Annotated in this window: 24 protein-coding genes; 9 read left to right on the top strand and 15 right to left on the bottom strand. The window is 68.4% G+C overall.

Features of this window, described 5'->3' with window-relative positions; genetic code table 11:
* Positions 1-2: 2 nt before the first annotated feature.
* From ACWEH3_RS02020 to ACWEH3_RS02030, 3 genes are all read right to left on the bottom strand, one after another.
* Entirely contained in the window at positions 3-1,220 is a 1,218-nt protein-coding gene (locus ACWEH3_RS02020; protein WP_450017780.1) for an SfnB family sulfur acquisition oxidoreductase, read from the bottom strand.
* Positions 1,220-2,335 (bottom strand): dimethylsulfone monooxygenase SfnG, encoded by a 1,116-nt coding sequence (sfnG, locus tag ACWEH3_RS02025; RefSeq protein WP_355071422.1) that lies wholly within the window; start codon positions 2,333-2,335, stop codon positions 1,220-1,222. Before sfnG ends, ACWEH3_RS02020 begins: the two co-directional genes overlap by 1 nt.
* A gap of 127 nt (positions 2,336-2,462) precedes the next feature.
* Positions 2,463-3,854, bottom strand: coding sequence for a styrene monooxygenase/indole monooxygenase family protein (locus tag ACWEH3_RS02030; RefSeq protein ID WP_450017783.1), 1,392 nt, complete (start codon positions 3,852-3,854; stop codon positions 2,463-2,465).
* Between the two features lie 98 nt (positions 3,855-3,952).
* Here ACWEH3_RS02030 and ACWEH3_RS02035 point away from each other — a divergent pair, with 98 nt between their 5' ends.
* Positions 3,953-4,435, top strand: a complete 483-nt coding sequence (locus ACWEH3_RS02035) for a GAF domain-containing protein (protein WP_450017785.1) — start codon at positions 3,953-3,955, stop codon at positions 4,433-4,435.
* Positions 4,436-4,496: 61 nt separating this feature from the next.
* On the opposite strand, the gene ACWEH3_RS02040 is transcribed toward ACWEH3_RS02035, so the two are convergent.
* From ACWEH3_RS02040 to ACWEH3_RS02075, 8 genes are all read right to left on the bottom strand, one after another.
* Entirely contained in the window at positions 4,497-5,930 is a 1,434-nt protein-coding gene (locus ACWEH3_RS02040; protein ID WP_450017787.1) for an LLM class flavin-dependent oxidoreductase, read from the bottom strand.
* Positions 5,927-7,150 carry an acyl-CoA dehydrogenase family protein gene (locus ACWEH3_RS02045; RefSeq protein WP_450017789.1) on the bottom strand — a complete coding sequence of 408 codons (1,224 nt, stop codon included), beginning with the start codon at positions 7,148-7,150 and terminating at the stop codon, positions 5,927-5,929. The genes ACWEH3_RS02040 and ACWEH3_RS02045 overlap by 4 nt, the downstream gene beginning before the upstream one ends.
* Before the next feature lie 182 nt (positions 7,151-7,332).
* Positions 7,333-7,920 (bottom strand): hypothetical protein, encoded by a 588-nt coding sequence (locus tag ACWEH3_RS02050; protein ID WP_450017791.1) that lies wholly within the window; start codon positions 7,918-7,920, stop codon positions 7,333-7,335.
* 144 nt (positions 7,921-8,064) lie between these two features.
* Positions 8,065-8,394, bottom strand: coding sequence for a hypothetical protein (locus ACWEH3_RS02055; protein WP_450017793.1), 330 nt, complete (start codon positions 8,392-8,394; stop codon positions 8,065-8,067).
* Between the two features lie 111 nt (positions 8,395-8,505).
* On the bottom strand, positions 8,506-8,802 hold the full coding sequence (locus tag ACWEH3_RS02060; RefSeq protein WP_379249280.1) for a hypothetical protein: 297 nt from the start codon (positions 8,800-8,802) through the stop codon (positions 8,506-8,508).
* On the bottom strand, positions 8,789-9,013 hold the full coding sequence (locus ACWEH3_RS02065) for a hypothetical protein (protein WP_450017795.1): 225 nt from the start codon (positions 9,011-9,013) through the stop codon (positions 8,789-8,791). The genes ACWEH3_RS02060 and ACWEH3_RS02065 overlap by 14 nt, the downstream gene beginning before the upstream one ends.
* Before the next feature lie 153 nt (positions 9,014-9,166).
* Positions 9,167-10,051 (bottom strand): RNA polymerase sigma-70 factor, encoded by an 885-nt coding sequence (locus ACWEH3_RS02070; RefSeq protein ID WP_450017797.1) that lies wholly within the window; start codon positions 10,049-10,051, stop codon positions 9,167-9,169.
* Positions 10,052-10,097: 46 nt separating this feature from the next.
* Positions 10,098-10,481 carry a DoxX family protein gene (locus tag ACWEH3_RS02075; RefSeq protein ID WP_450017799.1) on the bottom strand — a complete coding sequence of 128 codons (384 nt, stop codon included), beginning with the start codon at positions 10,479-10,481 and terminating at the stop codon, positions 10,098-10,100.
* Between the two features lie 204 nt (positions 10,482-10,685).
* Between ACWEH3_RS02075 and ACWEH3_RS02080 the strand changes: the two genes are divergently transcribed.
* Complete coding sequence (locus ACWEH3_RS02080) at positions 10,686-11,477, top strand: alpha/beta fold hydrolase (protein WP_450017801.1); 792 nt, start codon at positions 10,686-10,688, stop codon at positions 11,475-11,477.
* Between the two features lie 12 nt (positions 11,478-11,489).
* Here ACWEH3_RS02080 and ACWEH3_RS02085 read toward each other — a convergent pair whose 3' ends face one another.
* The 3 genes from ACWEH3_RS02085 to ACWEH3_RS02095 are packed head-to-tail and all read right to left on the bottom strand — an operon-like array spanning position 11,490 to position 14,427.
* The gene (locus ACWEH3_RS02085) at positions 11,490-12,086 is read right to left on the bottom strand and encodes a TetR/AcrR family transcriptional regulator (protein WP_450017803.1); all 597 of its coding nucleotides are present in this window, start codon (positions 12,084-12,086) and stop codon (positions 11,490-11,492) included.
* A gap of 50 nt (positions 12,087-12,136) precedes the next feature.
* Positions 12,137-12,901, bottom strand: a complete 765-nt coding sequence (locus ACWEH3_RS02090; protein WP_450017805.1) for a crotonase/enoyl-CoA hydratase family protein — start codon at positions 12,899-12,901, stop codon at positions 12,137-12,139.
* Positions 12,898-14,427, bottom strand: coding sequence for an acetyl-CoA acetyltransferase (locus ACWEH3_RS02095; RefSeq protein WP_450017807.1), 1,530 nt, complete (start codon positions 14,425-14,427; stop codon positions 12,898-12,900). The genes ACWEH3_RS02090 and ACWEH3_RS02095 overlap by 4 nt, the downstream gene beginning before the upstream one ends.
* 117 nt (positions 14,428-14,544) lie before the next feature.
* Here ACWEH3_RS02095 and ACWEH3_RS02100 point away from each other — a divergent pair, with 117 nt between their 5' ends.
* From ACWEH3_RS02100 to ACWEH3_RS02115, 4 genes are all read left to right on the top strand, one after another.
* Positions 14,545-15,300: a crotonase/enoyl-CoA hydratase family protein gene (locus ACWEH3_RS02100; RefSeq protein WP_450017809.1), complete on the top strand. Its 756-nt coding sequence runs from the start codon at positions 14,545-14,547 to the stop codon at positions 15,298-15,300.
* A gap of 176 nt (positions 15,301-15,476) precedes the next feature.
* Positions 15,477-16,583: a DUF4185 domain-containing protein gene (locus ACWEH3_RS02105; RefSeq protein WP_450017811.1), complete on the top strand. Its 1,107-nt coding sequence runs from the start codon at positions 15,477-15,479 to the stop codon at positions 16,581-16,583.
* A gap of 96 nt (positions 16,584-16,679) precedes the next feature.
* Positions 16,680-17,888 carry an erythromycin esterase family protein gene (locus ACWEH3_RS02110; protein WP_450017813.1) on the top strand — a complete coding sequence of 403 codons (1,209 nt, stop codon included), beginning with the start codon at positions 16,680-16,682 and terminating at the stop codon, positions 17,886-17,888.
* A 49-nt stretch (positions 17,889-17,937) separates the two neighbouring features.
* Positions 17,938-18,612, top strand: a complete 675-nt coding sequence (locus tag ACWEH3_RS02115; protein WP_450017815.1) for a class I SAM-dependent methyltransferase — start codon at positions 17,938-17,940, stop codon at positions 18,610-18,612.
* Between the two features lie 3 nt (positions 18,613-18,615).
* On the opposite strand, the gene ACWEH3_RS02120 is transcribed toward ACWEH3_RS02115, so the two are convergent.
* Positions 18,616-19,206: an alpha/beta hydrolase family protein gene (locus ACWEH3_RS02120; protein ID WP_450017817.1), complete on the bottom strand. Its 591-nt coding sequence runs from the start codon at positions 19,204-19,206 to the stop codon at positions 18,616-18,618.
* Positions 19,207-19,449: 243 nt separating this feature from the next.
* Between ACWEH3_RS02120 and ACWEH3_RS02125 the strand changes: the two genes are divergently transcribed.
* From ACWEH3_RS02125 to ACWEH3_RS02135, 3 genes are all read left to right on the top strand, one after another.
* Positions 19,450-21,285: an acyl-CoA dehydrogenase gene (locus ACWEH3_RS02125; protein ID WP_450017819.1), complete on the top strand. Its 1,836-nt coding sequence runs from the start codon at positions 19,450-19,452 to the stop codon at positions 21,283-21,285.
* Between the two features lie 193 nt (positions 21,286-21,478).
* Positions 21,479-22,213, top strand: a complete 735-nt coding sequence (locus ACWEH3_RS02130) for a helix-turn-helix domain-containing protein (RefSeq protein WP_450017821.1) — start codon at positions 21,479-21,481, stop codon at positions 22,211-22,213.
* Between the two features lie 86 nt (positions 22,214-22,299).
* A complete protein-coding gene (locus ACWEH3_RS02135; RefSeq protein ID WP_450017823.1) occupies positions 22,300-23,385 on the top strand; it encodes a DUF4185 domain-containing protein in 1,086 nt (361 codons plus the stop codon).
* The last annotated feature ends 49 nt before the right edge of the window (positions 23,386-23,434 follow it).

The following is a 23,434-nucleotide window of genomic DNA, read 5'->3' on the forward strand; positions in this document are numbered from 1 at the left end:
TTTCAGATCACACCGTGGAGCGGTGGCGCGGCGTCGTGCAGCAGGGCCCGGCCGATGTGCTGGTACTTCCAGCGCACCGGATCGTGCAGGGTGTGCGTGCGCGCGTTGCGCCAGAAGTGGTGCAGATTGAGATCCGCCGCCGCGCTGCGCGTTCCGCCGACCTCGAACAGTGCCGCGGACACGTCGTTGGCGGCGCGGTCGGCGAGTATCTTGGCGGTCGCTACGGCCAGCGACGACTGGGCGATGTTCGCGGCGCTCGGATCGATCCTGATGGCCGCGTCCAACGCCCAGCCAGCCGATGAGAGGGTCGCCTCCGCGGCGGTCACCGCGACGGACAATTCACCGAAGCGCTGGATCAACAGCGGGTCGTCCACCGCGTTCGCCACCCCCGCCTCGAACCACGGGCGACTCTTCGTGCGCACGAATTCCGTTGCCGCGGTGAGAGCGCCTCGGGCGATGCCGGTGTCGATGGCGGCGTGCAGCAGCTGCGCGAACGCGCCGTAGCCGGTGGGTGCGCGCACCGCGCCGGAGCGGGGAATCACCTGGTCACGATCGACGAGCACTTCATCGAAGGACACCGTTCCGCTACCGGTGGTGCGCTGCCCGATCCCGTTCCAGTCGTCCACGACCCGTACACCGGGAGTGTTCGCGGGCAGGTAGGCGATGTACTCCCCGGGTTCGAGACCGCTGCGCCCCTCCGGGTCGTCCAGCCGGGTCAGCACCGCGAATAGATCGGCGAACAGCGAGCCGGTGCAGTAGTACTTCACGCCGTCCACCCGGAATCGATCATCGACCGGCCGCAAGGTGGTGGCGATGTCGGCGACGGTCGCGCCGCCGCGCTCGGACTGCGCGTTGGCGATGCGCCCGCCGTCGAGCACCCGCCCGAAGTACCGCTCCTGCTGCTGGGCCGTACCCGCGAGCCGGAGCAGGTTCACATACACGAAGTGGCTGTGCGGGATCTGCGCGATATTGGGATCTGCCGTGGCGAGAATGCGCGTCACTTCCGCGACCGCGCTGGGCGGCAGGTCCGCGCCGCCGTGCGCGGCGGGGACGGTGATCGCGAGCAGGCCGCTGGCCGCCAGCCGATCGACCTCCGCGTACGGCAGCCCGCGCTCCCGGTCGCGTTCGGCGGCTCCCGGCGCGAAGTCCGCCGCGAGCCGCTGTGCGACCGCGAACGCTTGTGCCGCCGACAGGATGCGATCGGCGGCGACCGCGGTCATCAGTTCACCGCCGCGACGGGCCGCTGCGCGGCTTCCAGCTCACGCACCAGTGGGAGCACCTTCGCGCCGAAGTATTCGATCTCCTCCTGGAAGTGCAGGAAGCCGCCGAGAATCAGGTCGACGCCGAGCTGCTTGTAGGCGACGATCCGCTCGGCCACCTGCTCCGGCGTGCCGATCAGCTGGGTGCGGAAACCGTCGTTGTACTGCACCAGGTCCTCGAACGTGGAATCGGCCCACATGCCCTTGCGGTCCTTGGTGGACGCGCCCGCCTGTTGCACCGCGTCGCGGAAGCCTTCCACCGCGGGCTTGTTCGCCTTCTCGACGATCTCGCGCAGCGTGTCGCGAGCTTCCCGCTCGGTATCGCGGGCGATGATGAAGCCGTTGAGCCCGAATCTCACCTCGCGGTCGTGGGCGCGGGCGACGGCGCGCAGGTCGTCGAGTTGCTCGGTGACGCCGTCGAAGTCCTTGCCGTTGGAGAAGTACCAGTCGGCGTAGCGGCCGCCGTTGCGCCGGGCGGCGGTCGAGTTGCCGCCCTGGAAGAGTTCGGGATTCGGCCGCTCGGGGGTGTTCAGCGGCTTCGGCTTCAGGGTGAAGTCCCGGATGCGGTAGAAGTCGCCGCCGTAGTTCACGTTGTCCTCGGTCCAGATCTTGCGGATCACTTCGAGGAATTCGGCGCTGCGCCGGTAGCGCTCGTCGTGCTCGAGCCACGGTTCGCCGAGCGCGGTGAACTCACCGGCGAACCAGCCGGACACGACGTTGATGGCGAACCGGCCATTCGACAGGTGGTCGGCGGTGGCGCCGAACTTGGCCAGCACCGCGGGATGCCACAGCCCGGGATGCACGGCCGCGATGACCTTCAGCCGCTCGGTCGCGCCGAGCAGCGCGAGACTGAAAGAGGTCGATTCGTGCTGGTACTCCGCGCCGTAGGAGGCGGTGTAGCGGACCTGGGACAGCGCGTAGTCGAAGCCGTTGTTCTCCGCTGTCTGCGCGAGCTTCTTGTTGTATTCGAAATCCCAGCTGGTGCGCTGTTCGATATCGCTGGTGACCAGTCCCCCGCTGACGTTGGGCACCCAGTAGGCGAATCGGATCTGCTCGGCGATCTGCTCCGTGGTCATAGCTGCTCCATGGTTATCGGGGGTAGCCGTCGGATCGGAGGCCGGACGCCACGCATGCGTCCGGCGCTCCTTCCACTCCAGCACCGGCCCCCGGTCGGGACGAGGTTTTGAATCTGCGCGATTCGGATCAGGCGTCGGCGAGCGCGGGCGAGTAGCTCGACCTGGCGAACTTGCCCGCGGGCGCGAACCGGCCCAGTAGCGCGGCGGCGTCCTCGCCGGTGACCCGTGTGATGAACTCGTTGACCGCTTCCGGCGAGTCGACCGGCAGGAACGGCTGCGGCCGATGCAGCAGGCCGACCAGCGCCGAAGCGAACGCCGGGTCGACGGCCGCCGCGGCGAAGAACGCGTTGCCGACCTCGGCCAGTTCGGGATCGCTGAGGAACAGCCTGGTCACCTTGTTCGCCGCGTCGGCGCGCGCGGCGAGGAACGCGGCGTACTGCCGCGCGATCCACGCCTCGTCGAAGGGTCCTTCGTGCACGGCGGCCGCCGCGACCAGCCGCTGCGCCTGGATAAGCCCGCTCTGCGCGCCCTGCCCGGCAATCGGATCGTAAGCGATGGCGGTGTCACCCAGCGCGGCGACCACGTGGCCCCCCGCGGTGCGCCCGACCCCCGACCGCACGACCGGGCGCACCGCCCCCTTCAGCCACGAGTGCGGATCCTCGGGGATGGTCTTGGTCGCCAGCACCTCCGGCAGGTCCCACTCGATGTAGTCGCGGTAGAGGTCCTGCACGATCCGGTGCGCCGACTCGGCGGAGTCGGCGCCGGCGAATCGCTTCTCCCAGTCACTGCCGGGACGCGCCCAGCCGAGGAAGGCCCAGCTCGGCCCCGCGTCCTTGTGCAGGTACGGGCCCCACCAGCCCTCGCCCTGGTCGGCGAGGATGGAGAAGCCGCTGTGCGCGCCGCCCGCCACGCTGCGATGCGCGAAGACGTTCTCGTCGTGGCCGAGGCCGGTGACGACGACGGTGAGCAAGGACCGCTGCGGCGCGTCGTAGGGGGTGCGCTGCGCGTCGATGGGGAACAGGTCCGACAGACCGCCGCGGCCGGTCGCGACCAGGGTGAGGTCGTTGGCGGCGGCGATGCCGTCGAGCGTCTCCGGCGTCACCTGATCCAGCACGAACCGGCCGCCGCGCTCCAGGAACGCGGTGAGCCGCTCGTCGGCCTTGAGCCGGGTGTCCACCGCGACGCCGACGTATCCGTCGAAATGCCCGTCGAATTGGATCAATTCGGGACGATCGGGGCCAGGTCCGGCGATGCGCACGCTCAAGCCGGTGTGCCGGGGCGCCCGCGCGGTGTAGCTGTCCAAGCCGAGCGCGGCCTCCGCCTGCTGGGTCTCACCGAATTCGAGCGCCGTGCCGGTGGCGGGCACGTCGTCGCGTAAGGCGCGCTGATCGCGCTCACTGTAAAGGGTGACGTCGAAACCGGCGTCGAGAAGTCCTAGCGCCGCAGTGACGCCGGTCTGTCCGGCGCCGATAACCGCGGCCGAACGAGTGGAACGGGATACGGGTTGCTGCGAAGTCATGCAGGGATGATGCGATGGACGCGCGGTGCTGGCAGAGTGTTGCGATCACCGAGAATCAATAAGCAGACAGCGAATTCGCAGCGCGTACCATTCGGCCCATGTCGTTTGTCGTCGCCGACCTCACCGGAGACCGCACCGAGCAGTATCGCCAGCTCGCCGCCCAGGCCGAAGCGCTGGTCGCGGGTGAGACCGACCGCATCGCCAACGCCGCCAATATCGCCGCGCTGGTATTCCATGCATTATCGGATGTGAATTGGGTGGGTTTCTATTTCTACGATGGGCGAGAACTCGTCGTCGGCCCGTTCCAGGGCAAACCCGCCTGTGTGCGCATCGCGCTGGGAAAAGGCGTGTGCGGCACGGCGGCACAGACCAGAAGCGCCCAACTCGTACCCGATGTGCATGCCTTCGAGGGACATATCGCTTGCGATGCCGATACACGTTCGGAAATAGTCGTGCCGTTGGTCCGCGACGATGCGCTGATCGGAGTATTCGACCTCGACAGTCCGCGCCCCGAGCGCTTCGACGACATCGATCGGGCGGGACTGGAAGCGGTAGCCGAGATATTACTCGCGGCGATCTGATTCGTCGGCCGGAAAGCCGGACGGCGCCGGGCCCCGAAGGCTCCGGCGCCGTGCGAGCACATTACGAGGTCGCCTCGACCGTCGTTCCCGGCCGAGAGACCGTATCCGGCAGGGCCGTCGATCCCAGGCCGCTCAACCGGTAGCTCGCGCCGCGATGGTCGGCGGGCAATCGATCGCCCGCGCCGAACAGCGCGTTGCGTAGCGTGCCCGGCGTGTACTCCGGGGCGTACGCGCCTCGGGCGGTCAGCACCGGGACCACGTGCCGGACGATGTCTTCGAACGTTCCCGGTGTGATCGCGTAGGCCAGGTTGAAGCCGTCCAGGTCGGTTTCGGCGGCCCACTCCTGGAGCAGGTCGGCGACCGTCTCCCCGGAACCGACGAAGACCGGACCCATGCCGCCGATGCCCGCCCACTTGCCGATGTCGCGGACAGTCCATTCCCGCCCGTCGTCATCGAATTCCTGGAACGCCGCCACCGCCGACTGGATCGCGTTGCTTTCGACTTGGCCGATCGGGTCGTCGAGGTCGTAGCGGGACAGATCGATGCCCATCCAGCCGGACATGAACACCAAGCCGCCCTCGACGCTCGCGTAGGACAGGTACTCCTCGTGCTTGTGCCGCGCTGCCTCGTCGGTCGCGTCGGTGATGATCGTCGCGAGCGCGTAGACGCGCGCGGCGTCACGGGGGCGGCCTGCCGCCGCCAGCGCGTCCCTGATCCGGGAAACCGTCTGCGCGAGCACTCGTTTCGACGGACCGGCGATGAAGATGGCCTCGGCGTTCTCGGCCGCGAAGCGCACCCCGCGCGCAGACGCACCCGCCTGGTAGATCACCGGCGTGCGTTGCGGCGACGGCTCCGACAGGTGGATGCCCGGCACGGTGTAATGCGTGCCGCGATGACCGATGTGGTGCACCTTGGCCGGGTCCACGTAGACGCCCGCGGTCGCGTCGCGGACCACAGCGTCGTCCTCCCACGAGCCTTCCCACAGCTTGTACAGCACCTCGAGGTATTCATCGGCCTGGTTGTAGCGCTCGTCGTGGTCGAGCTGGTCGGCCGCGCCGAAATTGCGTGCGGCCGAGGGCAGATAGCCGGTCACCACATTCCAGCCCAGCCTGCCGTTGGTGAGATGGTCGAGCGTGGACAGCCGCCGCGCGAATGGGTACGGGTGCTCGAATCCGGTGCCGGTGGTGATGCCGAACCCGAGATGCTCGGTCACCGCCGCCATGGCGGAGACCAGCAGCAGCGGGTCGGCAACCGGGATCTGCGCGCCTTGGCGCAGCGCGGCGATGTCGTTGCCGCCGTAGACGTCGTATGTGCCCAGGACGTCGGCGATGAAGATGCCGTCGAAGCGGCCGCGTTCGAGCAGCTTCGCCAGCTCCGTCCAGTAGCCCAGCTCCTTGTATCGGTGCGATTGGTCGTCGGGATGCCGCCACAGCCCCGGGGACTGGTGGGCGACGCAGTTCATGTCGAATGCGTTGAACCGGATCCGGCGGGTCACTGCGCGGCTCCGCCGGCCGGTGTACGCTCGCCCGCGCTCCAGGCGAACGGCAGATCGGCGCCGTTGAGCAGGTGATCGCCGATCGCCCGCGCCTTCTGGATCGCCGGGTTGTGCACCGAGATGGTGCGGGCGTTACGCCAGTGCCGATCCAGCCGCAGCTGTTCGGAAACGACCGAAGCGCCACCCACTTCGAACAGCAGCGACGTGGCGGGCAGCACCAGATCGATGACGGCGAGCTGGGCCCGCGCCGCCGCGAGTTCGGCGGCCACCACCGCGCTCTCGTCCTTCACACCGCCCGCCAGCACTCCGTCGAGCACGTCGGCGACGGCGAGCACACTGGCCTCGGCGGCGAACGCGGCCGCCGACAGCCGCCCGATCACCTGTTGCACCAGCGGATCGTGCCGCGGCAGGTCGGCGGCGGAGTGTGTGTAGCCGCGGGTACGCGCCGCGACCCACTCCCGGATGTCACGCTCGGCGCGCTTGGCGATGCCCGCCAGCACAGCGAGCTGGACCAGTTGCAGGTAGGAGGTCGCGTACGTCGGCCCGGGCGCGCCGTAGCCGGGACCGAGGATTCGGTCTTCGCTTACCGCTACATTGGTGAATTCCGTTGTCCCACTGGCGGTCAGCCGCTGGCCGAAGCCGTCCCAGTCGTCGTGCTGACGCACTCCCTCGGCGTTCGCGTCCACCAGCACCCCGACGCGCTCACCGTTGCGGTCGGCGGCGGCCAGAATGTAGTCCGCGTACAGCGATCCCGTGCTGTAGTACTTGACACCATTGAGCAACCAGCGCCCGCCGTCCTCGGTCAGCGTGGTGCGGTAGCGGTCCACCGCGCCGGCACCGGGTTCGGTGATCGCGTTGCCCACCAGCGTGCCTTCGGCCACCGCGCGCAGCCACCGCTCCCGCTCGGGCCCTTGCTCCGCCAGGAGTTGATCCTCGACGAACGAGAAGTGCACCCGCAGCGCTTGCGGCAGATTCGATTCCGCGGCGGCGAGTTCGATGAGCAACCGGAACAGCTGCCGGACGGTGACGCCGTAGCCGCCGAACTCGACCGGAACGCGCAGCGCGCCGAATTTCGCCGAGCGCAGCAGTCCGACCTCGTCATAAGGAAGCGTGCGATCGATCTCTCGCGTCACGGCGCCCTGGGCGATCTGGTCGAAGATCGGGCCGAAGATCGCATCCAGTTCGGAATCGGTAGTGGATTTCGCCTCGGTGGTCGTCATCAGCCCACCATCGCGCACCGCGCGCGGGCGCTCACGGGTTGCGCGCAGCGCGATCGAAATGCTCGCCGGAGCGCGGAGATCGACCCGCTCGAGTGCGCGAGGTCCCGGCCGGGTCGACTTGTCCGCGTGCGTTGGACAGCGCGGTGACGACATCGAAGCGGTACCGCTGCCGGTACCCGCCGCTACAGTCGCGACGTGGCTGGTTCGGCGACCTTGCGCGTGCTCGCACTTCGCTTGACCGCCACCACCACGATCACGAGCACACCGAGCACCACGCCACCGAAACCGAGGGCGAGCGCACCGAACAGTGTGCCGACGAACGACGAGCCGAGACCCTGTCCGATGGCGACCGTCACCTCGGAACTACCCGCCGTGGTCACGCGATAGGCGCCCGGCTTCGCGGCCTCGAACGAGAGCCCGGCCCGTCCCTCGTGGCTGCCGAAGGAATACGTGATGGGCGCGTCGTACTTCTGCAACTCCAGGTGCTTGCCGTCCGGATCGAGCACCCGCAGGTTGACCGTGCCGGAGGGGCCCCGGGACGATGCCCCGGCGTACTCGAAATACACGGTGTAGCCGCCGGACTCCGCCAAGTTCACCATGCCGGAGCCGGGCACCTTGACCCGCTGGAAGTCGTCGATCCGGCCCGAGGTCTGCAGGAAGCCGAAAGCGCCGAGGACGATCCCGCCGATGACGCCGAGGCCGATCAGCGCGCCACCCAGCGCGAACCAGCGACCGGATGGGCTGATCGGTTGCGCGGTCGGCGATCCCACCGGACTCGGCGATGTCGGAAAAGGCGGCTGTGACACGGTCGAATCCTCGGCTTCTAGTCGACACCCGCGTCGACGTAGCGACAGCGTACGGTCTGATCAACCGCCTCGCTACGCGAATCGTCGACCGCCCCGGCGGGCCGGAACTCAGCGCGTCTGAGCCGCCGACATGCACTCGCTCGCGATGCGACCGCTGGCAGCGCGCGCCTTGTCCGCGTCCTCTTTGCTCATCCCCAGCGTTTCCTGGTTGGGAGACTTGGTGTCGTACTCGTCGCTGGTCATGATCCGCAGTCCGGCCTGCGAAATGCCCTGATCGACGAACACTTTCGCCGCGCATTCGGCCAGTTGCTTGTTCTTGAGGCCCTTGTCCTGCAACGACTTGGCGAGATCGGCCTGCGTCACCGTGGGCGCCGCCGTGTCCTTGTCGCTGCCGCATGCCGCGAGCACCGGCAGCGCGATCAGCGCCGCGGCGATCATGCAGATCCGCACCTGACTCCTCTTCCTCGACTGACCACTGTCGGTGGCGTGGCCACCATAATGCCGTCCGGCCTTCAGCGGTAGTCGCGCGCGGTCTTTGCCCAGGAGGCCTCAGAGGTCCATGGCCGCGCGCAACGCGGTGTCGAGCCGTTCCAGCGTGTCGGTGTCCACCACATCCACCCGCTCGGCCAGCCAACCGCGGAAGATGCGCCCGATGTTCCCGGCATGCACCCAGCCGTGTTCCTCCACCGGAACCGCGAGGATGTCCTGCGGATCGTCCTCGACCACCTCGGCCGCGATCAACCACGGGCGCGGCGACTCGTTGATGCCGTCACTGCTGATGAGCACGACCGTTCGGCGGCGCGGCGAACCATGCGGGTTGTAGATCCACAGTTCACCCCGACGCACGCATCGCCTCCTCCGCGGCCGCCAGTTCGGCCGCGTCCGCGGCGGCCTCGGCGGTCACATCCGACACCGGACCGACCCCGGTGCGCACGGCTTCCCGTCGCGCGGCCTTCGAAATCCAAGCCGACGGCGACATTCCCGCGCGGGCGGCCGCCTGCTCGGCATACCACCAAGCGGCTTCGTCCAGCGAAAGGGTGACCTTACGCGTTGCCATACCAATTATCCTACCGATATTGCCGGGTACGGCACCAGCCCTCGGCGACGACCGCGTCAGCGCGATCTGGGCGATTCCCAGCGCGCCACCGGATGCAACTCGCACTGCTCGCTGCCGGTGAGCGCATGGCGGCCGTCGCGGCGCTGCCGATATTCAGCGCAGCGCGAGCGGCGTCTCGGACGCGAGGCGGGTCAGTTTTTCCGGGTTGCGGACGAAGTAGAGGCCGGTGATGTGGTCGTCCTCGACGTGGAAGGCCATGATGCCGTCGAGCACGCCGTCCAGGCGCAGCGCCAATGCGGGTTGTCCGTTGATCAGGATGGTTTCGCGGCTGAGAACGGCCTCGACCTTGCCGGTGCCGCCGGTGATGTAGCGGGCGACCTTCTCCGCGCCGATGACGGGGTGCAGCGCGGCTCGCTTGATACCGCCGCCGTCGCTCATGAGGACGACATGCGGGGCGAGCACGTCGAGCAGGCCTTGTGGATCCCCCGATTCGAGCGCGCGCCCGAACGCCTCCACCGACGCGCGGATCTGGCTGGGCGATACCACCGAACGCGGGCGGCGGGCCTCGACGTGGCGGCGGGCGCGGTGCGCGATCTGGCGGACGGTCGGCGGGTTCTTGCCGACCGCGGCCGCGATCTCCTCATAGCCGAGGTCGAAGACCTCGCGCAACACGAAAACAGCACGTTCGGTGGGCGAGAGCGTCTCGAGGACGAGCATCATCGCCATCGAGATGTGCTCGGCGAGTTCGACATGCTCGGCGACGTCGGGTGCGGTGAGCATCGGTTCGGGCAGCCAGGGGCCGACGTATGCTTCTCTGCGGCGCTTCATCGTGCGTAGCCGGTTGAGCGACTGCCGGGTAGTGATCCGGACCAAATAGGCGCGTTCGTCGTCCACCTGCTCGGTGTCGGCTTTCACCCAGCGCAGCCAGGTCTCCTGCAGAACGTCCTCGGCGTCGGCGGACGAGCCGAGCATCTCGTAGGCGACGGTGAACAACAGGTCGCGGTGGGCGACGAAAGCCTCGGTCGCGTGGTCGCTCATCTTCTCGACCCTCCTCCCGGTGGTTGGCTGCGTTCGATCGGGGCCGTCAGCTCGAGAAAGGTTCGAGGGCGAACCGGCCCCACGCGATGAACACCGCGACCGCGAGATACACCGAGTTCAGCACGACGAACTTGTACTGCCCGAGCCGGCCGTGGGTGATCATCGCGCCGACCATGAGCCCGACCCAGCAAACCGCCGTGACCGGCACCAGCACCGGCGCGATGTCGAGCACGGCGGGCAGGATCAGACCGGCCGCCGCCAGGATCTGCAGGAGGCCCAAACCTTTGACGAATCCGTCGCCGGCAGTCGCGGTCCATTCCCCGCCAGGTGACGCGGCGAGCTTCTCCCGCGGAACGAACGCCTTGGTGATGCCGCCGAAGAGGGCGAGCGCGGCCAACAGTGCCGTAGCGATCCACAGTGCGATGTTCATCGGGAACTCCTTCGTATCCAGCGTGTCGGCATCCAGACACCGCGCGAGCGAGCACTGTGACAAGCCAGTGAGCTAGATCACTCGCCGGATGGGGACGTGCCGCGTCGAACCCGCACTGTCAGAAATAGCCGCGCCTCCCCACTCCAGCCGGTGGCTGCTGCGCGATACCAACTGATGACAGGTGACTGCTGTTAGGGTTGGCGGATGACGACGTTGCACCATCACCGCGTCGGCGCGGGCGAGCCGCTCGTGCTGGTACACGGGGTCGGAAGCCGGTGGCAGGTGTGGGAGCCGATCATCGACACACTGGCCGCGTCGTACGAAGTGATCGCCGTCGACCTGCCCGGCTTCGGCGGTTCGACGCACCCGCTCGCGCACAACACCGTGCCCAACCTCACCGACGCGCTCGACGAATTCCTCGCCGCGCAGGGGATCGAGCAACCGCATCTCGCGGGCAACTCGATGGGCGGGCTGATCGCGCTGGAATTGGGCGCTCGCGGGCTGGCTCGCTCGGTGACCGCCTACTCCCCGATCGGCTTCTGGAATACCGCCGGTCGTGTGTGGTGCCAGCAGTCGCTGGGCAAGTCACGGGCGTTGGCGCGCAAGCTGCGGCCCGCCCTCCCGTCCGTCCTCGGCACCGCCGCGGGCCGGACCGTCTTCCTCTCCCTGGTGTTCGGCAAGCCCTGGGCGCTGGATGGGAAGGTGGCGCTGGACACGGCCATCGGCGCTGCGGACGCGGCCGGATTCGACGAGGCGATCGCCTCGTTCACCGATGTCCGGCTGCCCGAAATCGACTCCCTCGCCGACATTCCGGTGACCATCGCATGGGGCAGCCGCGACATCCTGCTCACCTACGCGACCCAGAGCCGCAAGGCACGCAGCGTGCTACCGGACGCCGAGCACGTCACGCTGCACGGCAGCGGGCACACGCCGTTCTTCGACGACCCGGCCGGATGCGCCCAGGTGTTGCTCGAGACGGTCACCCGCCAGCGCTAGACGCCCGTCCGTTCAACCGGCGGGCGGATCGAGCAACGTGTCAGCGGATGCCGTGCCGAGCAAGACGCGCACGGCATTACCCCACCGGTGCTGGAGGACCCGGTTGCGCGACACGTCCCCGGTGAGCAGCACCCGCAGGGCCGAGCCGGTCATGATCTCGATGGTGAACTCGGTGATCGTCGGCACCCGGGGATCGTCGGGGAACTCGCGCCGGAAGCTGTCACGAATGCTGGTGTGCATCAGTTCGAACAGGCGGACCTCGAGCGGCAGGAAGGCCGCCCGCAGTTCCGGGTCGGTCCGCGCGCCCACCCACATCTCCAGCGCTGCCCAGAACGACGGGCCGCTGAGCATCCGCGTGGTCAGCTCGACGGCCGTCTCCAGCCGGTCCGCGTCGTCCGGGATCCCTTCGAACTCGCTTGTCAGCTGGTCGAAACGGCGTCGCGCCACATGCTCGACGGCGCCGGCGAGCAGATCGGCCCTGGTGGGGAAATAATGCTGCAACGTTCCCCGCGGCACACCCGCCCGCTTCTGCACCTCGAGCGTGGTCGTGCCCGCGTAACCGACCTCGACCAGGCTCTCCACCGCCGCGTCCAGCAGCCGCGTGCGCATGCGCTCCCTGCGCTGCGCCTGCGGCTGCCGAACGTGTCCCGGCCCGCCCGTCAGCGACCCTGCCACTGAGGCTCGCGCTTCTGCGCGAACGCCAGCGCGCCTTCGGCGGCGTCCTTGGAAAACAATGCGGGCAGCGCGATTTCGCCCTGCTTCGCGAATCCCTCCGCGACCGGCCAATCCGGCGACTCGTCGATGATGCGCTTGCTCGCGGCCACCGCGAGTGGTGCGGCGGCGACGATCTCGGCCGCGAGTTCGAGCGCCACCGACAGCGCCGCCCCCGGCTCGGTGACCCGGTTGACCAGGCCGAGCTGGTAGAGCCGCTCGGCGCCGATCCGGCCTCCGGTGAGCGCGAGTTCGGCGGCGGTGCTGCGCGGCAGCCGCTGGGTCAGGCGCAGCACGCCACCGCCCGCCGCCACCAGACCGCGCTTGACCTCGGGAATGCCGAACTGCGCGTCGCGCGCGGCGACGATGAGGTCGCCCGCGAGCGCCAGCTCGAAACCACCGGCCAGCGCGAAGCCCTCGACGGCGGAGATCATCGGTTTCGCCGGGGGTTTCGCCGTGATGCCGAGCGGGCCGCGGCGCTGCGTCATCGGCATCTCGCCTTTCGACGCGGCCACGAGATCCATTCCGGCACTGAAGGTTCCGCCCGCACCGGTGAGCACGAGCACGCGCGCGGCGGAATCGGCTTCGAACTCGTCGACAGCGGCCTCGATGGCCTGCGCGGTGGCCAGGTTGATCGCGTTGCGCGCCTCGGGACGGTTGACCGTGAGCACGGTGATCGCGTCGCGCCGCTCGATCAGGACCGAGTCGTTCATCGGGCGCTCCTCTCGGTGAGCAGGGTGAACGTGTCCGCGGCGATCTCGGCGTCCGCGCCGAGCGGGTCGCCGGCGGTGAACGCCGCGAGGGTGTCGGCATCCGACGCCCGGACCAGTATGCGGGTCCCCGCGGGTGTCAGTGCGCTCATCACAACGGCTTCCGGCTCGTCGGCACGGTCGGGCGCGGGACCCTTGCGGTAAGCGACGGTGTACGCCTCGACCGTGGCGGGGCCGGTGTACCCGGGCGCGGGTTCCCGCCGCGCCGCCGGCACATCCGCCTCGAGGGCACGGAACAGCCGCTCGGGCGGCTTCGCCGAGTACACCCCGACGCCGTGCTTGGTGCTGTACCAACCGAGCGCCGTCACCAGGCCGAATGCGCCGGGGTCCGCGCGGAGGATGCCGGACAGCGTCGCGATCGAATGCGTCGTGTAGTTGTTGCCGGGGCCGCCCGCGAAGGTGAGACCGCCGGTGACCGACAGCGGCCGGGCCGGATCGTCGATCGGCAGGCCGAGTTCCTCGGCGGCGATCTGCACCGCCACCGGGAAGCAGGAGTACAGGTCGACGCGGGCCACGTCGTCTATCGCGATTCCCGCGGCGCCGAGCGCCGCCTTCCCCGCCGCGGCGATCGCGGGCGATCGAGACATGTCCGCTCGTTCGGAGACGAACCATTCGTCGGTCGCGGTGGCGCCGGCATGCGGGAACACCCATCGGTCCCGCGGCACTCCGGCGGCGTCGGCCGCCGCCGCGCTGCACAGGATGAGCCCGGCGCCCAGGTCCACGGTCAGGTTCGCGACCAGCAGCTTCGGATACGGCGTCGACACCATCCGGTTGGCGGGCGCCGGCGTCGCCAGTTCGGCGGCAGCCTGCGCGGTGGGCTGCCACGCGTACGGATTGCGTGCCGCGATCTCCGACAGCCGCGACCACAGTCCGCCGATCCGCTCGCGGTGCGCGGCTTCGCTCGACCCCAGCCTGCGGCGCAGGGCCGTCTCCATGAGCGCGTAGAAGTACACCGGGCCCCACAGGCCCGCGGCGGTTTCCATGTCCGAGTTCGGACCACGATCGGAGCCGACGATCTCGTCCGGGGTTACATCGTCCGGCTGCTCCGGCCAGTCCACCGCCGCGCCGGAGCGGGCGGCCGTGTTCCCGGAGTACACCGCTTCGGCTCCGGTGAGCAGGGCGACCGCCGAGCGGCCGTCGGCGATGGCCTGCGCGACGACGTTGAGCAACCGCTGCGGCGCGTCACCGCCGAAACGCACCGACTGCACGGTTCTTCTCGGGCTGACGCCCAGTTCGGCCGCGACGAGCGCGCCCAGGTCACCGTAGGGGCGGCTGACCGGGGCGACGGCGGCGATCACATCGGCCGAGCGCAGCAATCGGTCGCCGACGCCACTGTCGGCGCCGGCGCGGCGCAAGGATTCGGCGGCGAGTTCGACCGGGCCGGGCAGACCCGGCTCACCCGGCCGGTGTACGACCTGCCCGGCGCCGACGAGCACCGGCGTCCTCGGGTCCATTCCGGCTGGCAGCATGCGACCTCCGCTCCATAACCGTCAACATTGACGGTAACTCGAGTCCGATTAGAACAGAGCCCCGGCGCCGCGGCAACAGTGCGCGCCATATAACTGACTCACGAGTAATATCCGAGCATGGGCACCAACATCGCAGTGCGGTTCGACGACCACCGGGCGTACGTCACGCTGGACCGGCCGGACAAGCACAACGGCCTGACCATCGATATGCTCCACGAGCTGGTTGCCAGCGCGAAGCTGGTGGCCCGCCGCAGCGATGTGCGTGCGGTCATTCTGTCCGGCAACGGACCCAGCTTCAGCAGCGGACTGGATATCTCCGCGGCAATCAGCGATCCGTTGGCAATCGTTCGGAACTTCGTGCCGCTACCCTGGCGCGGCACCAACGCCTTCCAGGAGGCGTGCTGGGCTTGGCGCCGCCTGCCGGTGCCGGTGATCGCCGCGGTGCACGGGCGCTGCTACGGCGGCGGGCTCCAGCTCGCGCTCGCCGCCGATGTCCGTTTCGCGACTCCCGACGCGGAGTTCTCCGTCATGGAAGCCAAACACGGGCTGATCCCGGACATGACCGGCGCTGCAACACTATCCAGGCTGATCGGCATCGACAAAGCTCTCTTGCTCGCGATGACCGCGGACGTAGTGGACGCGGACTACGCCGCGCGCATCGGCCTGATCACCGAGTTGTCGCCGGACCCCATGGCGGAGGCCGAGAAACTCGCCGACCGCCTCGCCACGCGGTCGCCGCACGCGGTCTCCTCCGCCAAACGACTCTTCGAGAAGTCATGGCGAGCATCCACTCGGCGAACCTTTGCCGTCGAGCGCGCGACGCAACTTCCTTTGCTTCTCCGCAAGACGCGCAGCCGTCCTACCGGAGATTAGCTACAAATTCGCTAGTCTGCTGGAGAACCCTCCCCGCGGCTGGTTCCGCTGCTACCATTTGCACGATTTGCCAGCCAGTCGACTAGTGGTGCGCGGCACACTGCGAAGGGTCTGTGTATCGCGGGACGTCCGTGTTTCGCACCGCTCTCGGGAAGAAACCGGAGGGCTCACAGACCGTGATCAAGACCGCATCCTTCCTGCTCTCGGCGCTGGCGGGCGCCTCGGCCCTGCTCTTCACGGCGACCACCCCCGCCATCGCCAACCCGAACGCCATCAATCCGATCCCGGTGCTCAACGGCACGACCGGATTACCGAATCTGCTCGGCCGCACCAAGGCGGTCTTCCAGGTGACCGGTATGGCCAGCCCGAACAACACCCAGACCTACAACGTTCTCGGCACCGATCTCGGCATCATGTGGGACAACGGGCACGGCGAAATGCTCACGGCGTTCGGCGACACCGCCGGCGTCGGTTTCCCGAATTTGCTGGCGGGCAGCATGTGGGCCTGGCGCAGCAATATCCTGCTGCGCAGCCACACCACCGATCCGGCCGAGGGCGTCTATTTCGACAGCGTGGTGCGCGACGTGTTCGGGCAGGCGCGCGATCTGATCGCCAGCCCGAAGATCCCGTTCCTGGAGATCAGCCGCATCCCGACCGCGGGCATCGCCGTCGACGGCGTGCAGTACATGAGCCTGATGTCCGTGCGGACCTGGGACGACGTCGGCCAGTGGAGCACCAACTTCTCCGGTCTCGCCGTCTCCGGGGACAACGGCGAGACCTGGGCCGAACTGCCGGAAACACGACGGAACAACGAAGGCGGGGACGCCAACTTCCAGATGAACGCCTTCCTCGCCGACGGCGGGTACATCTACGAATACGGCACGCGGTCCGGACGCAATCACACCGCGCACGTCGCCCGCGTGCGCGCGCACGACATCGGGAATCTCGCCGAATACGAATACTGGGACGGCCACGCTTGGCGGAAGAACGATGTGAACGCCGCCGCGCCCATCATGTTCGGGGTAGGCGAACTGTCGGTGATGTACAACGCCTATCTGGGGCAATACGTTTCGCTGACCACCGATCGATTCAATTCGGTGGTGATGCGGCGCGCGCCCGACCCGGTCGGACCGTGGAGCGATCCCGAAGTGCTGATCGACACCCGCGAATTGCCCACCGCCTACGCGCCTTCCATCTTTCCGTACCAGACCGGGCGCGATCTGTACTTCCTCACGACCGTGCACAGCCAGTACAACGTCCTGCTGATGCGCACGACGCTGTGACCGGGAACCCGGCGATCCGACGCGGCGCTTGACCTCAACAAAGGTTCATGCACGAGGCTGCACCGCGTTGGATCGTTCACGTTTCCGGGAGGCACCATGCTCAGCACCACCGTCGACGTCCGCGCCTGGTTGCGCGACAACGCCATCGCGATCGGCAGCACCGATCCGGACTCGCCCGGTACGGAACTCGACGGCCTGATCGCGCGGCTCGCCGCCGCCACGGTGGTCGGGCTCGGCGAGTCGACGCGGTTCTCCCGCCAGACCTTCGGTGTGCGCGAGCGGCTGTTGCGCGGGCTGATCGAACGGCACGGCTTCCGCGCACTGGCCATCCAGGACAGCGCGCGTTCCGGCGAACGCTGGGACCGGTTCGTCACCGCGGGCGCGAGCGACCCCGAATCGGTGCTCGCCGGCGCCTGGCGCCCGTGGCGTACCGAGGAATCGGTGGCCACGCTGCGCTGGATCCGCGCGTACAATCTGGCGCATCCGGACGACCCGGTGCGAATCTTCGGCGTCGAACCGCCCCGTGCCGAACCGAGCGACTACGACGCGGTACTCGACTACGTGCGCCACGCGGCTCCCGACCGGCTCGCCGCGATCGAGGCGCATCTCGCGCCGATCCGCACCGCGCATCAAGTCGACGAACATGTCCAGCGCCATCAGGGCACCCACCCCGGCCGCCCGTTCGCCGAGCACGCCGAAGACGCTCTCGAGCTGCTCACGACATTGCCGGATACCGGCGAGCGCGCCACGGCGCTCATCCACGCCCGCCTGATCCTCGACTTCCACCGGCAGAGCGTCGCGAGCCAAGGGTTCGCCAGGGACGAACGGCCGTCGGCCGAGACGGTGCTGGAATGGCAGCGCTCGACCGGCGCGAAGATCGTCTACTGGGACGGCCTCGCGCACACCACCAGCCTTCCGATCGTCTTCGGTGCGGCCGAATTCCGCGGCGCCGGAAGTCATTTGCGCGCTGAGCTGGGTGAACGATACGTGTCCGTCGGCATCGGCTTCCATCACGGCGACCTCGGCGCGGCAGTGGCGCCCGACCCGCAATCCGACTTGGTGGACGCCGCGCTGGGCGAGGTCGAGCTGCCCGCCTACTACGTCGACCTGCACGCCGCCGCGCCGGAACCGGTCCATGATTGGCTGACCGGCCCGGCGAAGCTGCGCACCATCAGCGGCGTTTACGACCCGGCCGCCGACGCCACGGCCAATATCCGGCTTTCGTCGCTCGCCGATGCGTTCGACGTGCTGATCCACGTACGCGAGACCACGCCGGTGCACTGGCTCTCGCAGGTATCGGACTGACTCGGGCAACCCCACGGGGCGCGGGTCGCCCGATCAATAGACTCGAAATATGGATGCGGCCGACTGGGACGAGCGCTACGCGCAAACGGAATTGGTCTGGGGCGCACCGCCGAACAACACCGTGGTGGAGCACGTCTACGGGTTGGAACGCCGTGCGCCACTCCAAGCCGCCACACCCGAGGGCGATGCGCCGGAGTTCCCGCGCGCTCTCGATCTGGCGTGCGGCGAGGGCCGCAACGCCCTGTGGCTCGCCACGCACGGCTGGCAGGTGCACGCCGTCGACTACTCACAGGTCGGCATCGACAAAGGCCGCACCGTGGCGTCGCGGCTGTCCCGCTCGGTCCGCAATCGCATCACCTGGCAGTGCGCCGACGTCACCGATCTGGACGAAGCCGGGATCACCGGACCGTTCGAGCTGGTCTTGATGGTCTTCCTGCACCTGCCCGCCGAGCAGCGCCGCGCGTTGGTGCGCACGGCGGCCGGGCTGCTGGCTCCGGAAGGCACCCTGCTCGTACTCGGCCACGACACCACCAACATCACCGACGGCTGCGGCGGGCCGCAGGACCCGGCCATCCTGTTCACCCCTGACGACATCGTCGCCGACCTCGGCCCGCTCGCGGCGGCTGGCGAGGTGCGCGTCCGCATCGCCGACCGCGTCTACCGGCCCACCGAAACGGGCGATGCCATCGACGCGCTGGTCATCGCCACCCGACCGGCCGAATAGGACTCAGGACCAGCGCTCCAGCCACGGAGTCACGGTCTCGGCGATCAGGTCGAAGCCCGCACGGAAGGCGTGCGGCTGTCCCGGGATGACGCGCACTTCGGCGGCGTCGGCGGGATCGGGAATGCCGAACGGGTCGTTCGCCCCGTTGACGACGACCACCTCGATGTCTCCCGGCGCGAGCAGTTCATCCCGGCGCGAGTTCTCCGGCTTGCCCGGCGGATGCAGCGGGAACGAGAGCGCGAGAACGCCACGGACCCGTGCCGCGACGGCGGTACGACAAGCCACCCGCGCCCCGTTGCTGCGCCCACCCTGGATCACCGGGATGCGCTTGCGCCCGCGCAGCCGCGCGACGATCTCCAGCCAGGCCTCGTCCTGCCCGACCGCCGAACCCGGCGCCCGCCGCCCAGCCACCCGATACGGCTGCACCACCCGCGCTACCCCACCCCCCAGCCGCAGCGCGACGTCACGCACCGCGAGCAGGTCCTTCGCCTCCACCCCACCCCCCGCACCATGCGTGAGCAGCAGCAGAAACGCGGGCCTGCGCGGCTGCTCGAGCTCGACCTCAGCCGGCCCCGCACTCGTCTCGATCAGCATTGTGCTCATTCTGCCGCGCCGGCCCCCGAAGCCGCACCGTCGCTCCCCGCGTGATCGACACTGTAAAACGCGTCACATTGCCTGCTCAGCTCTTTGCGCAATCATTACCGGCCGGTAATATGTTTCCTAAGTTACCCGCGAGTAGCATGCGGAAAACCGGCACGACTACCCGGTGGAGCGAACAACGGGCGGGAACGGCAACCATACCGACCGCACCAACTCAACGGAGAGTGAGTACTGACAATGGGTCACTACAAGAGCAACGTCCGCGACCTGGAGTTCAACCTCTTCGAGGTTCTCGGCCTCGGGTCGATCCTGGACAGCGGCGCCTACGGCGATCTCGACACCGACACGGTGAAGGAGATGCTCAACGAGGTACGCCGCCTGGCCGAGGGTCCGCTCGGTGAGTCGTTCGCCGACGCCGACCGCAACCCCCCGGTCTTCGACCCCCAGAACCACACGGTCACGCTGCCGGAGTCGTTCAAGAAGAGCTACCGCACCCTGCAAGACGGCGGCTGGGACAAGCTCGGCATCGCCGAGGAGCTCGGCGGCCTGCCGATCCCGCGCGCCGCGTACTGGGCCATCGCCGAACTGATTCTGGGCGCGCAGCCCGCCGCCTTCATGTACGCCGCGGGCCCCGGCTTCGCGAACATCTTCTACAACAACGCCACCGACGAACAGAAGAAGTGGGCGGAGATCGCCGCCGAGCAGGGCTGGGGCGCCACGATGGTGCTGACCGAGCCCGATGCCGGTTCCGACGTCGGCGCCGGTCGCACCAAGGCGATCAAGCAGGAAGACGGCACCTGGCACATCGAGGGCGTGAAGCGGTTCATCACCTCCGCCGACTCCGACGACCTGTTCCCGAACATCATGCACCTGGTGCTGGCCCGCCCCGAGGGCGCGGGACCGGGCACCAAGGGCCTGTCGCTGTTCTTCGTACCGAAGTTCCACTTCGACCACGAGACCGGCGAGCTGGGCGAGCGCAACGGCGTGTTCGTCACCAACGTCGAGCACAAGATGGGCCTGAAGGTCTCGGCCACCTGTGAGGTCACCTTCGGCGGCCACGGCATCCCGGCCAAGGGCTGGCTGGTCGGCGAGGTGCACAACGGCATCGCGCAGATGTTCGACGTCATCGAGCACGCTCGCATGATGGTGGGCACCAAGGCCATCGCGACCCTGTCGACCGGTTACCTGAACGCGCGGGACTACGCCAAGGAGCGGGTCCAGGGCGCCGACCTGACCAAGATGACCGACAAGGCCGCGCCGCGCGTGACCATCACCCACCACCCGGACGTCCGTCGCTCGCTGGCCACCCAGAAGGCGTACGCCGAGGGCCTGCGCGCGGTGTACCTGTACACCGCCGCTCACCAGAACGCCGATGTCGCCCAGCATGTCTCCGGCGCGGACGCCGACCTGGCCGCGCGGGTCAACGACCTGCTGCTGCCGATCGTCAAGGGCGTCGGCTCGGAGCGGGCCTACCAGTACCTGACCGAGTCGCTGCAGACTCTGGGCGGTTCGGGCTTCCTGCAGGACTACCCGATCGAGCAGTACATCCGCGACGCGAAGATCGACTCGCTCTACGAGGGCACCACCGCGATCCAGGCGCAGGACTTCTTCTTCCGCAAGATCGCTCGTGACCGCGGCGTCGCGCTGGCCCACGTGGCCGGTCAGGTGCAGAAGTTCATCGACGCCGAGGCGGGCAACGGCCGCCTGAAGGGCGAGCGCAAGCTGCTGGCCACCGCGCTGGAGGACGTGCAGGCCATGGCCGCCACGCTCACCGGCCACCTGATGGGCGCCCAGGAGCAGCCGAGCGAGCTGTACAAGGTCGGCCTCGGTTCGGTGCGCTTCCTGCTCTCGGTCGGTGACCTGCTCATCGGCTGGCAGCTGCTGCGTCACGCCGAGGTCGCCATCAAGGCCCTCGACAACGGCGCGACCGGCGCCGACGAGGCGTTCTACAACGGCAAGATCGCGGTCGCGCAGTTCTTCGCCCGCAACGTCCTGCCGGAGCTGACCGCCACCCGCGCGGTGCTGTCCAACCTGGACAACGACATCATGGAGCTGGACGAAGCCGCGTTCTGACCTTCGTTCCACCGCAACGGCACAACGGCCCGGAGATCCTCTCCGGGCCGTTGTCGTCTACATTTGTCGATTCGTGACGTTCGATCACCGCTCGACGCCGATTCTCTCCGGTAGATTGCGTGCTCCCGGGGAGCGACAAGAGCCTCCCGCTTCCCACAGTTCGGCAGGAGAATTGTCGGCAGAGGTGCCCGAGGTGACGCGCAAGGCAACTGGCATCGGCGCTTATCTGCGCGAACGACGCCTCGCCGCGGGGCTGACGCCCGCCCATCTCGCCGAGCGGGCCGAGCTCACCGAAGCGGTGCTCGACCAGATCGAGACAGGCGCGGTGGCGCCGAATCAGCCACTGCTGCAACAGTTGTTCGACGCACTGGAGGTGCCGATCTGGTACCGCAAACACATCGTCGTGCTGTCCCTGCCGAATTTCTTCACGGCCGCCTACGGACCCGGCCCCGACGTGCCCACTCCGGACGACCAGGCCGACCTGCACAGTCTCCCCGACCCGGCCTGCTACCAGCGGATGCCGACGCAGGATCTGGTGGCAGTCAATTCCGCCTACGAACGCGCCTTTCCAGGTGCCTTCGCCCGAGGAAACGTGCTGGAGTGGATGTTCCTCGACGCGGCGGCCCGCCGGGTGATGGTGGACTGGGCCGTGGAAGCGCACCTGCTCGTCGACGCCTTCCGTATCCTGTCTCCGCTCGCGCCGCGCGAGCGCGTCGAGGAGATCGCCGAACGTTGCCGCCGCTCCCCTGATTGGGATCGCATGTGGACCACCGAAGTGCGTCCCGCGGACCTCCCCCGCCGCCGCTTGCAGGTGCGCGATCCAGCCTCGAGACGGGTCCGATCGATGAGCATGCGGGTCTACAGCCCAGAACTACCCGAGCGCCCGTGGTGGCTTTACCGGCTGGTGACGATCGTCCGAACGCGCTGAGTCCACCCACCGATGTAGGCGACATCGCGGCGGCGAGCGGGCAGAATGACCGAGCAGACTGCGTCCCAGAGGAAGGGAATTGCCGGATGACTCGATCGCTGTCCGCACTCACCGGGGCCGGCGCGCTAGCCGCGATCTTGGCGCTGGTCGCCGCCACGCCCGCCGGGGCCGACCCGAACAACGTCATTCCGATACCGGCGATCAACGGCATTCACGGCCTGCCGGACCTGCCCGGACCTGCCAGAGCGGTGTTCCAGGTGACCGGCATGGACAGTCCGAATCGGACCCAGAACGTCAACGTGCTGGGCACGGATCTCGGCATCATGTGGGACGACGGCAACGGCCGCATGATCACCGCCTTCGGCGACAGCGCGGGCATCGGGATCCCGAATCTTCTCGCGGGCAGCATCTGGGCCTGGACCAGCAATGTGCTGTTCCGCAGCTCCAGGCACGATCCGGCCGACGGCATCATCTTCGACGACGTGGTGCCGAATCCCATACCCAGCCCCAAGATTCCCGGCATCGAGATCAGCCTGATTCCCACCGCGGGCATCTCGGTGGGCGGCGTGCAGTACATGAGCTTGATGTCGGTGCGCGAATGGGGTGACCACGGGAAGTGGCACACCAACTTCTCGACCCTGGCCGCCTCCGGTGACGGCGGCACCACGTGGGCCCAGCTCACCCACACGCGTCGCGCGAACGTCGACGGCCACGAGAACTTCCAGCAGAACGCCTTCTTGAAGGCGAATGGCTACGTCTACCGCTACGGCACCCCGGCAGGGCGCAACAACCCCGGATTCGTCTCTCGCGCCAAGGAATCCGATATCGCGAACATCGACGCCTACGAATACTGGGACGGCAGAGAGTGGAAGCCCACCGACGCCAAGACGGCGGCTCCGATCGTCGGCGGCGTCGCGGAACTCTCGGTGATGTGGAACGACTATTTGGGCCAGTACGTCATGTTGACCACGGATCCGGCCAACAGCGTCGTCCTGCGCACCGCACCGGCTCCCGAAGGGCCGTGGAGCGAACCGCGCGTCCTGATCGATGCCCGCGCGCTTCCCACCGCGTACGCGCCGATGATCTATCCGTATCAAACCGGCCGCGATCTCTACTTCGTGGTCACCCAGCACACCCAGTACAACGTGTTGCTGATGCGAACTCCGTTGTGAAGACGATGAATCCGCCCCTCCGGTGCGTGGCGGGGCGGATTCGGGAACC

This window comes from Nocardia sp. NPDC004718, assembly GCF_053601535.1.

Bases quoted from the DNA above. Each gene is read 5' to 3' on its own strand.
- ACWEH3_RS02020 (WP_450017780.1), bottom strand. From the start codon at position 1,220: ATGACCGCGGTCGCCGCCGATCGCATCCTGTCGGCGGCACAAGCGTTC.
- sfnG (WP_355071422.1), bottom strand. From the start codon at position 2,335: ATGACCACGGAGCAGATCGCCGAGCAGATCCGATTCGCCTACTGGGTG.
- ACWEH3_RS02030 (WP_450017783.1), bottom strand. From the start codon at position 3,854: ATGACTTCGCAGCAACCCGTATCCCGTTCCACTCGTTCGGCCGCGGTT.
- ACWEH3_RS02035 (WP_450017785.1), top strand. From the start codon at position 3,953: ATGTCGTTTGTCGTCGCCGACCTCACCGGAGACCGCACCGAGCAGTAT.
- ACWEH3_RS02045 (WP_450017789.1), bottom strand. From the start codon at position 7,150: ATGACGACCACCGAGGCGAAATCCACTACCGATTCCGAACTGGATGCG.
- ACWEH3_RS02055 (WP_450017793.1), bottom strand. From the start codon at position 8,394: ATGATCGCCGCGGCGCTGATCGCGCTGCCGGTGCTCGCGGCATGCGGC.
- ACWEH3_RS02065 (WP_450017795.1), bottom strand. From the start codon at position 9,013: ATGGCAACGCGTAAGGTCACCCTTTCGCTGGACGAAGCCGCTTGGTGG.
- ACWEH3_RS02070 (WP_450017797.1), bottom strand. From the start codon at position 10,051: ATGAGCGACCACGCGACCGAGGCTTTCGTCGCCCACCGCGACCTGTTG.
- ACWEH3_RS02075 (WP_450017799.1), bottom strand. From the start codon at position 10,481: ATGAACATCGCACTGTGGATCGCTACGGCACTGTTGGCCGCGCTCGCC.
- ACWEH3_RS02080 (WP_450017801.1), top strand. From the start codon at position 10,686: ATGACGACGTTGCACCATCACCGCGTCGGCGCGGGCGAGCCGCTCGTG.
- ACWEH3_RS02085 (WP_450017803.1), bottom strand. From the start codon at position 12,086: ATGCGCACGCGGCTGCTGGACGCGGCGGTGGAGAGCCTGGTCGAGGTC.
- ACWEH3_RS02090 (WP_450017805.1), bottom strand. From the start codon at position 12,901: ATGAACGACTCGGTCCTGATCGAGCGGCGCGACGCGATCACCGTGCTC.
- ACWEH3_RS02095 (WP_450017807.1), bottom strand. From the start codon at position 14,427: ATGCTGCCAGCCGGAATGGACCCGAGGACGCCGGTGCTCGTCGGCGCC.
- ACWEH3_RS02100 (WP_450017809.1), top strand. From the start codon at position 14,545: ATGGGCACCAACATCGCAGTGCGGTTCGACGACCACCGGGCGTACGTC.
- ACWEH3_RS02110 (WP_450017813.1), top strand. From the start codon at position 16,680: ATGCTCAGCACCACCGTCGACGTCCGCGCCTGGTTGCGCGACAACGCC.
- ACWEH3_RS02115 (WP_450017815.1), top strand. From the start codon at position 17,938: ATGGATGCGGCCGACTGGGACGAGCGCTACGCGCAAACGGAATTGGTC.
- ACWEH3_RS02120 (WP_450017817.1), bottom strand. From the start codon at position 19,206: ATGCTGATCGAGACGAGTGCGGGGCCGGCTGAGGTCGAGCTCGAGCAG.
- ACWEH3_RS02125 (WP_450017819.1), top strand. From the start codon at position 19,450: ATGGGTCACTACAAGAGCAACGTCCGCGACCTGGAGTTCAACCTCTTC.
- ACWEH3_RS02135 (WP_450017823.1), top strand. From the start codon at position 22,300: ATGACTCGATCGCTGTCCGCACTCACCGGGGCCGGCGCGCTAGCCGCG.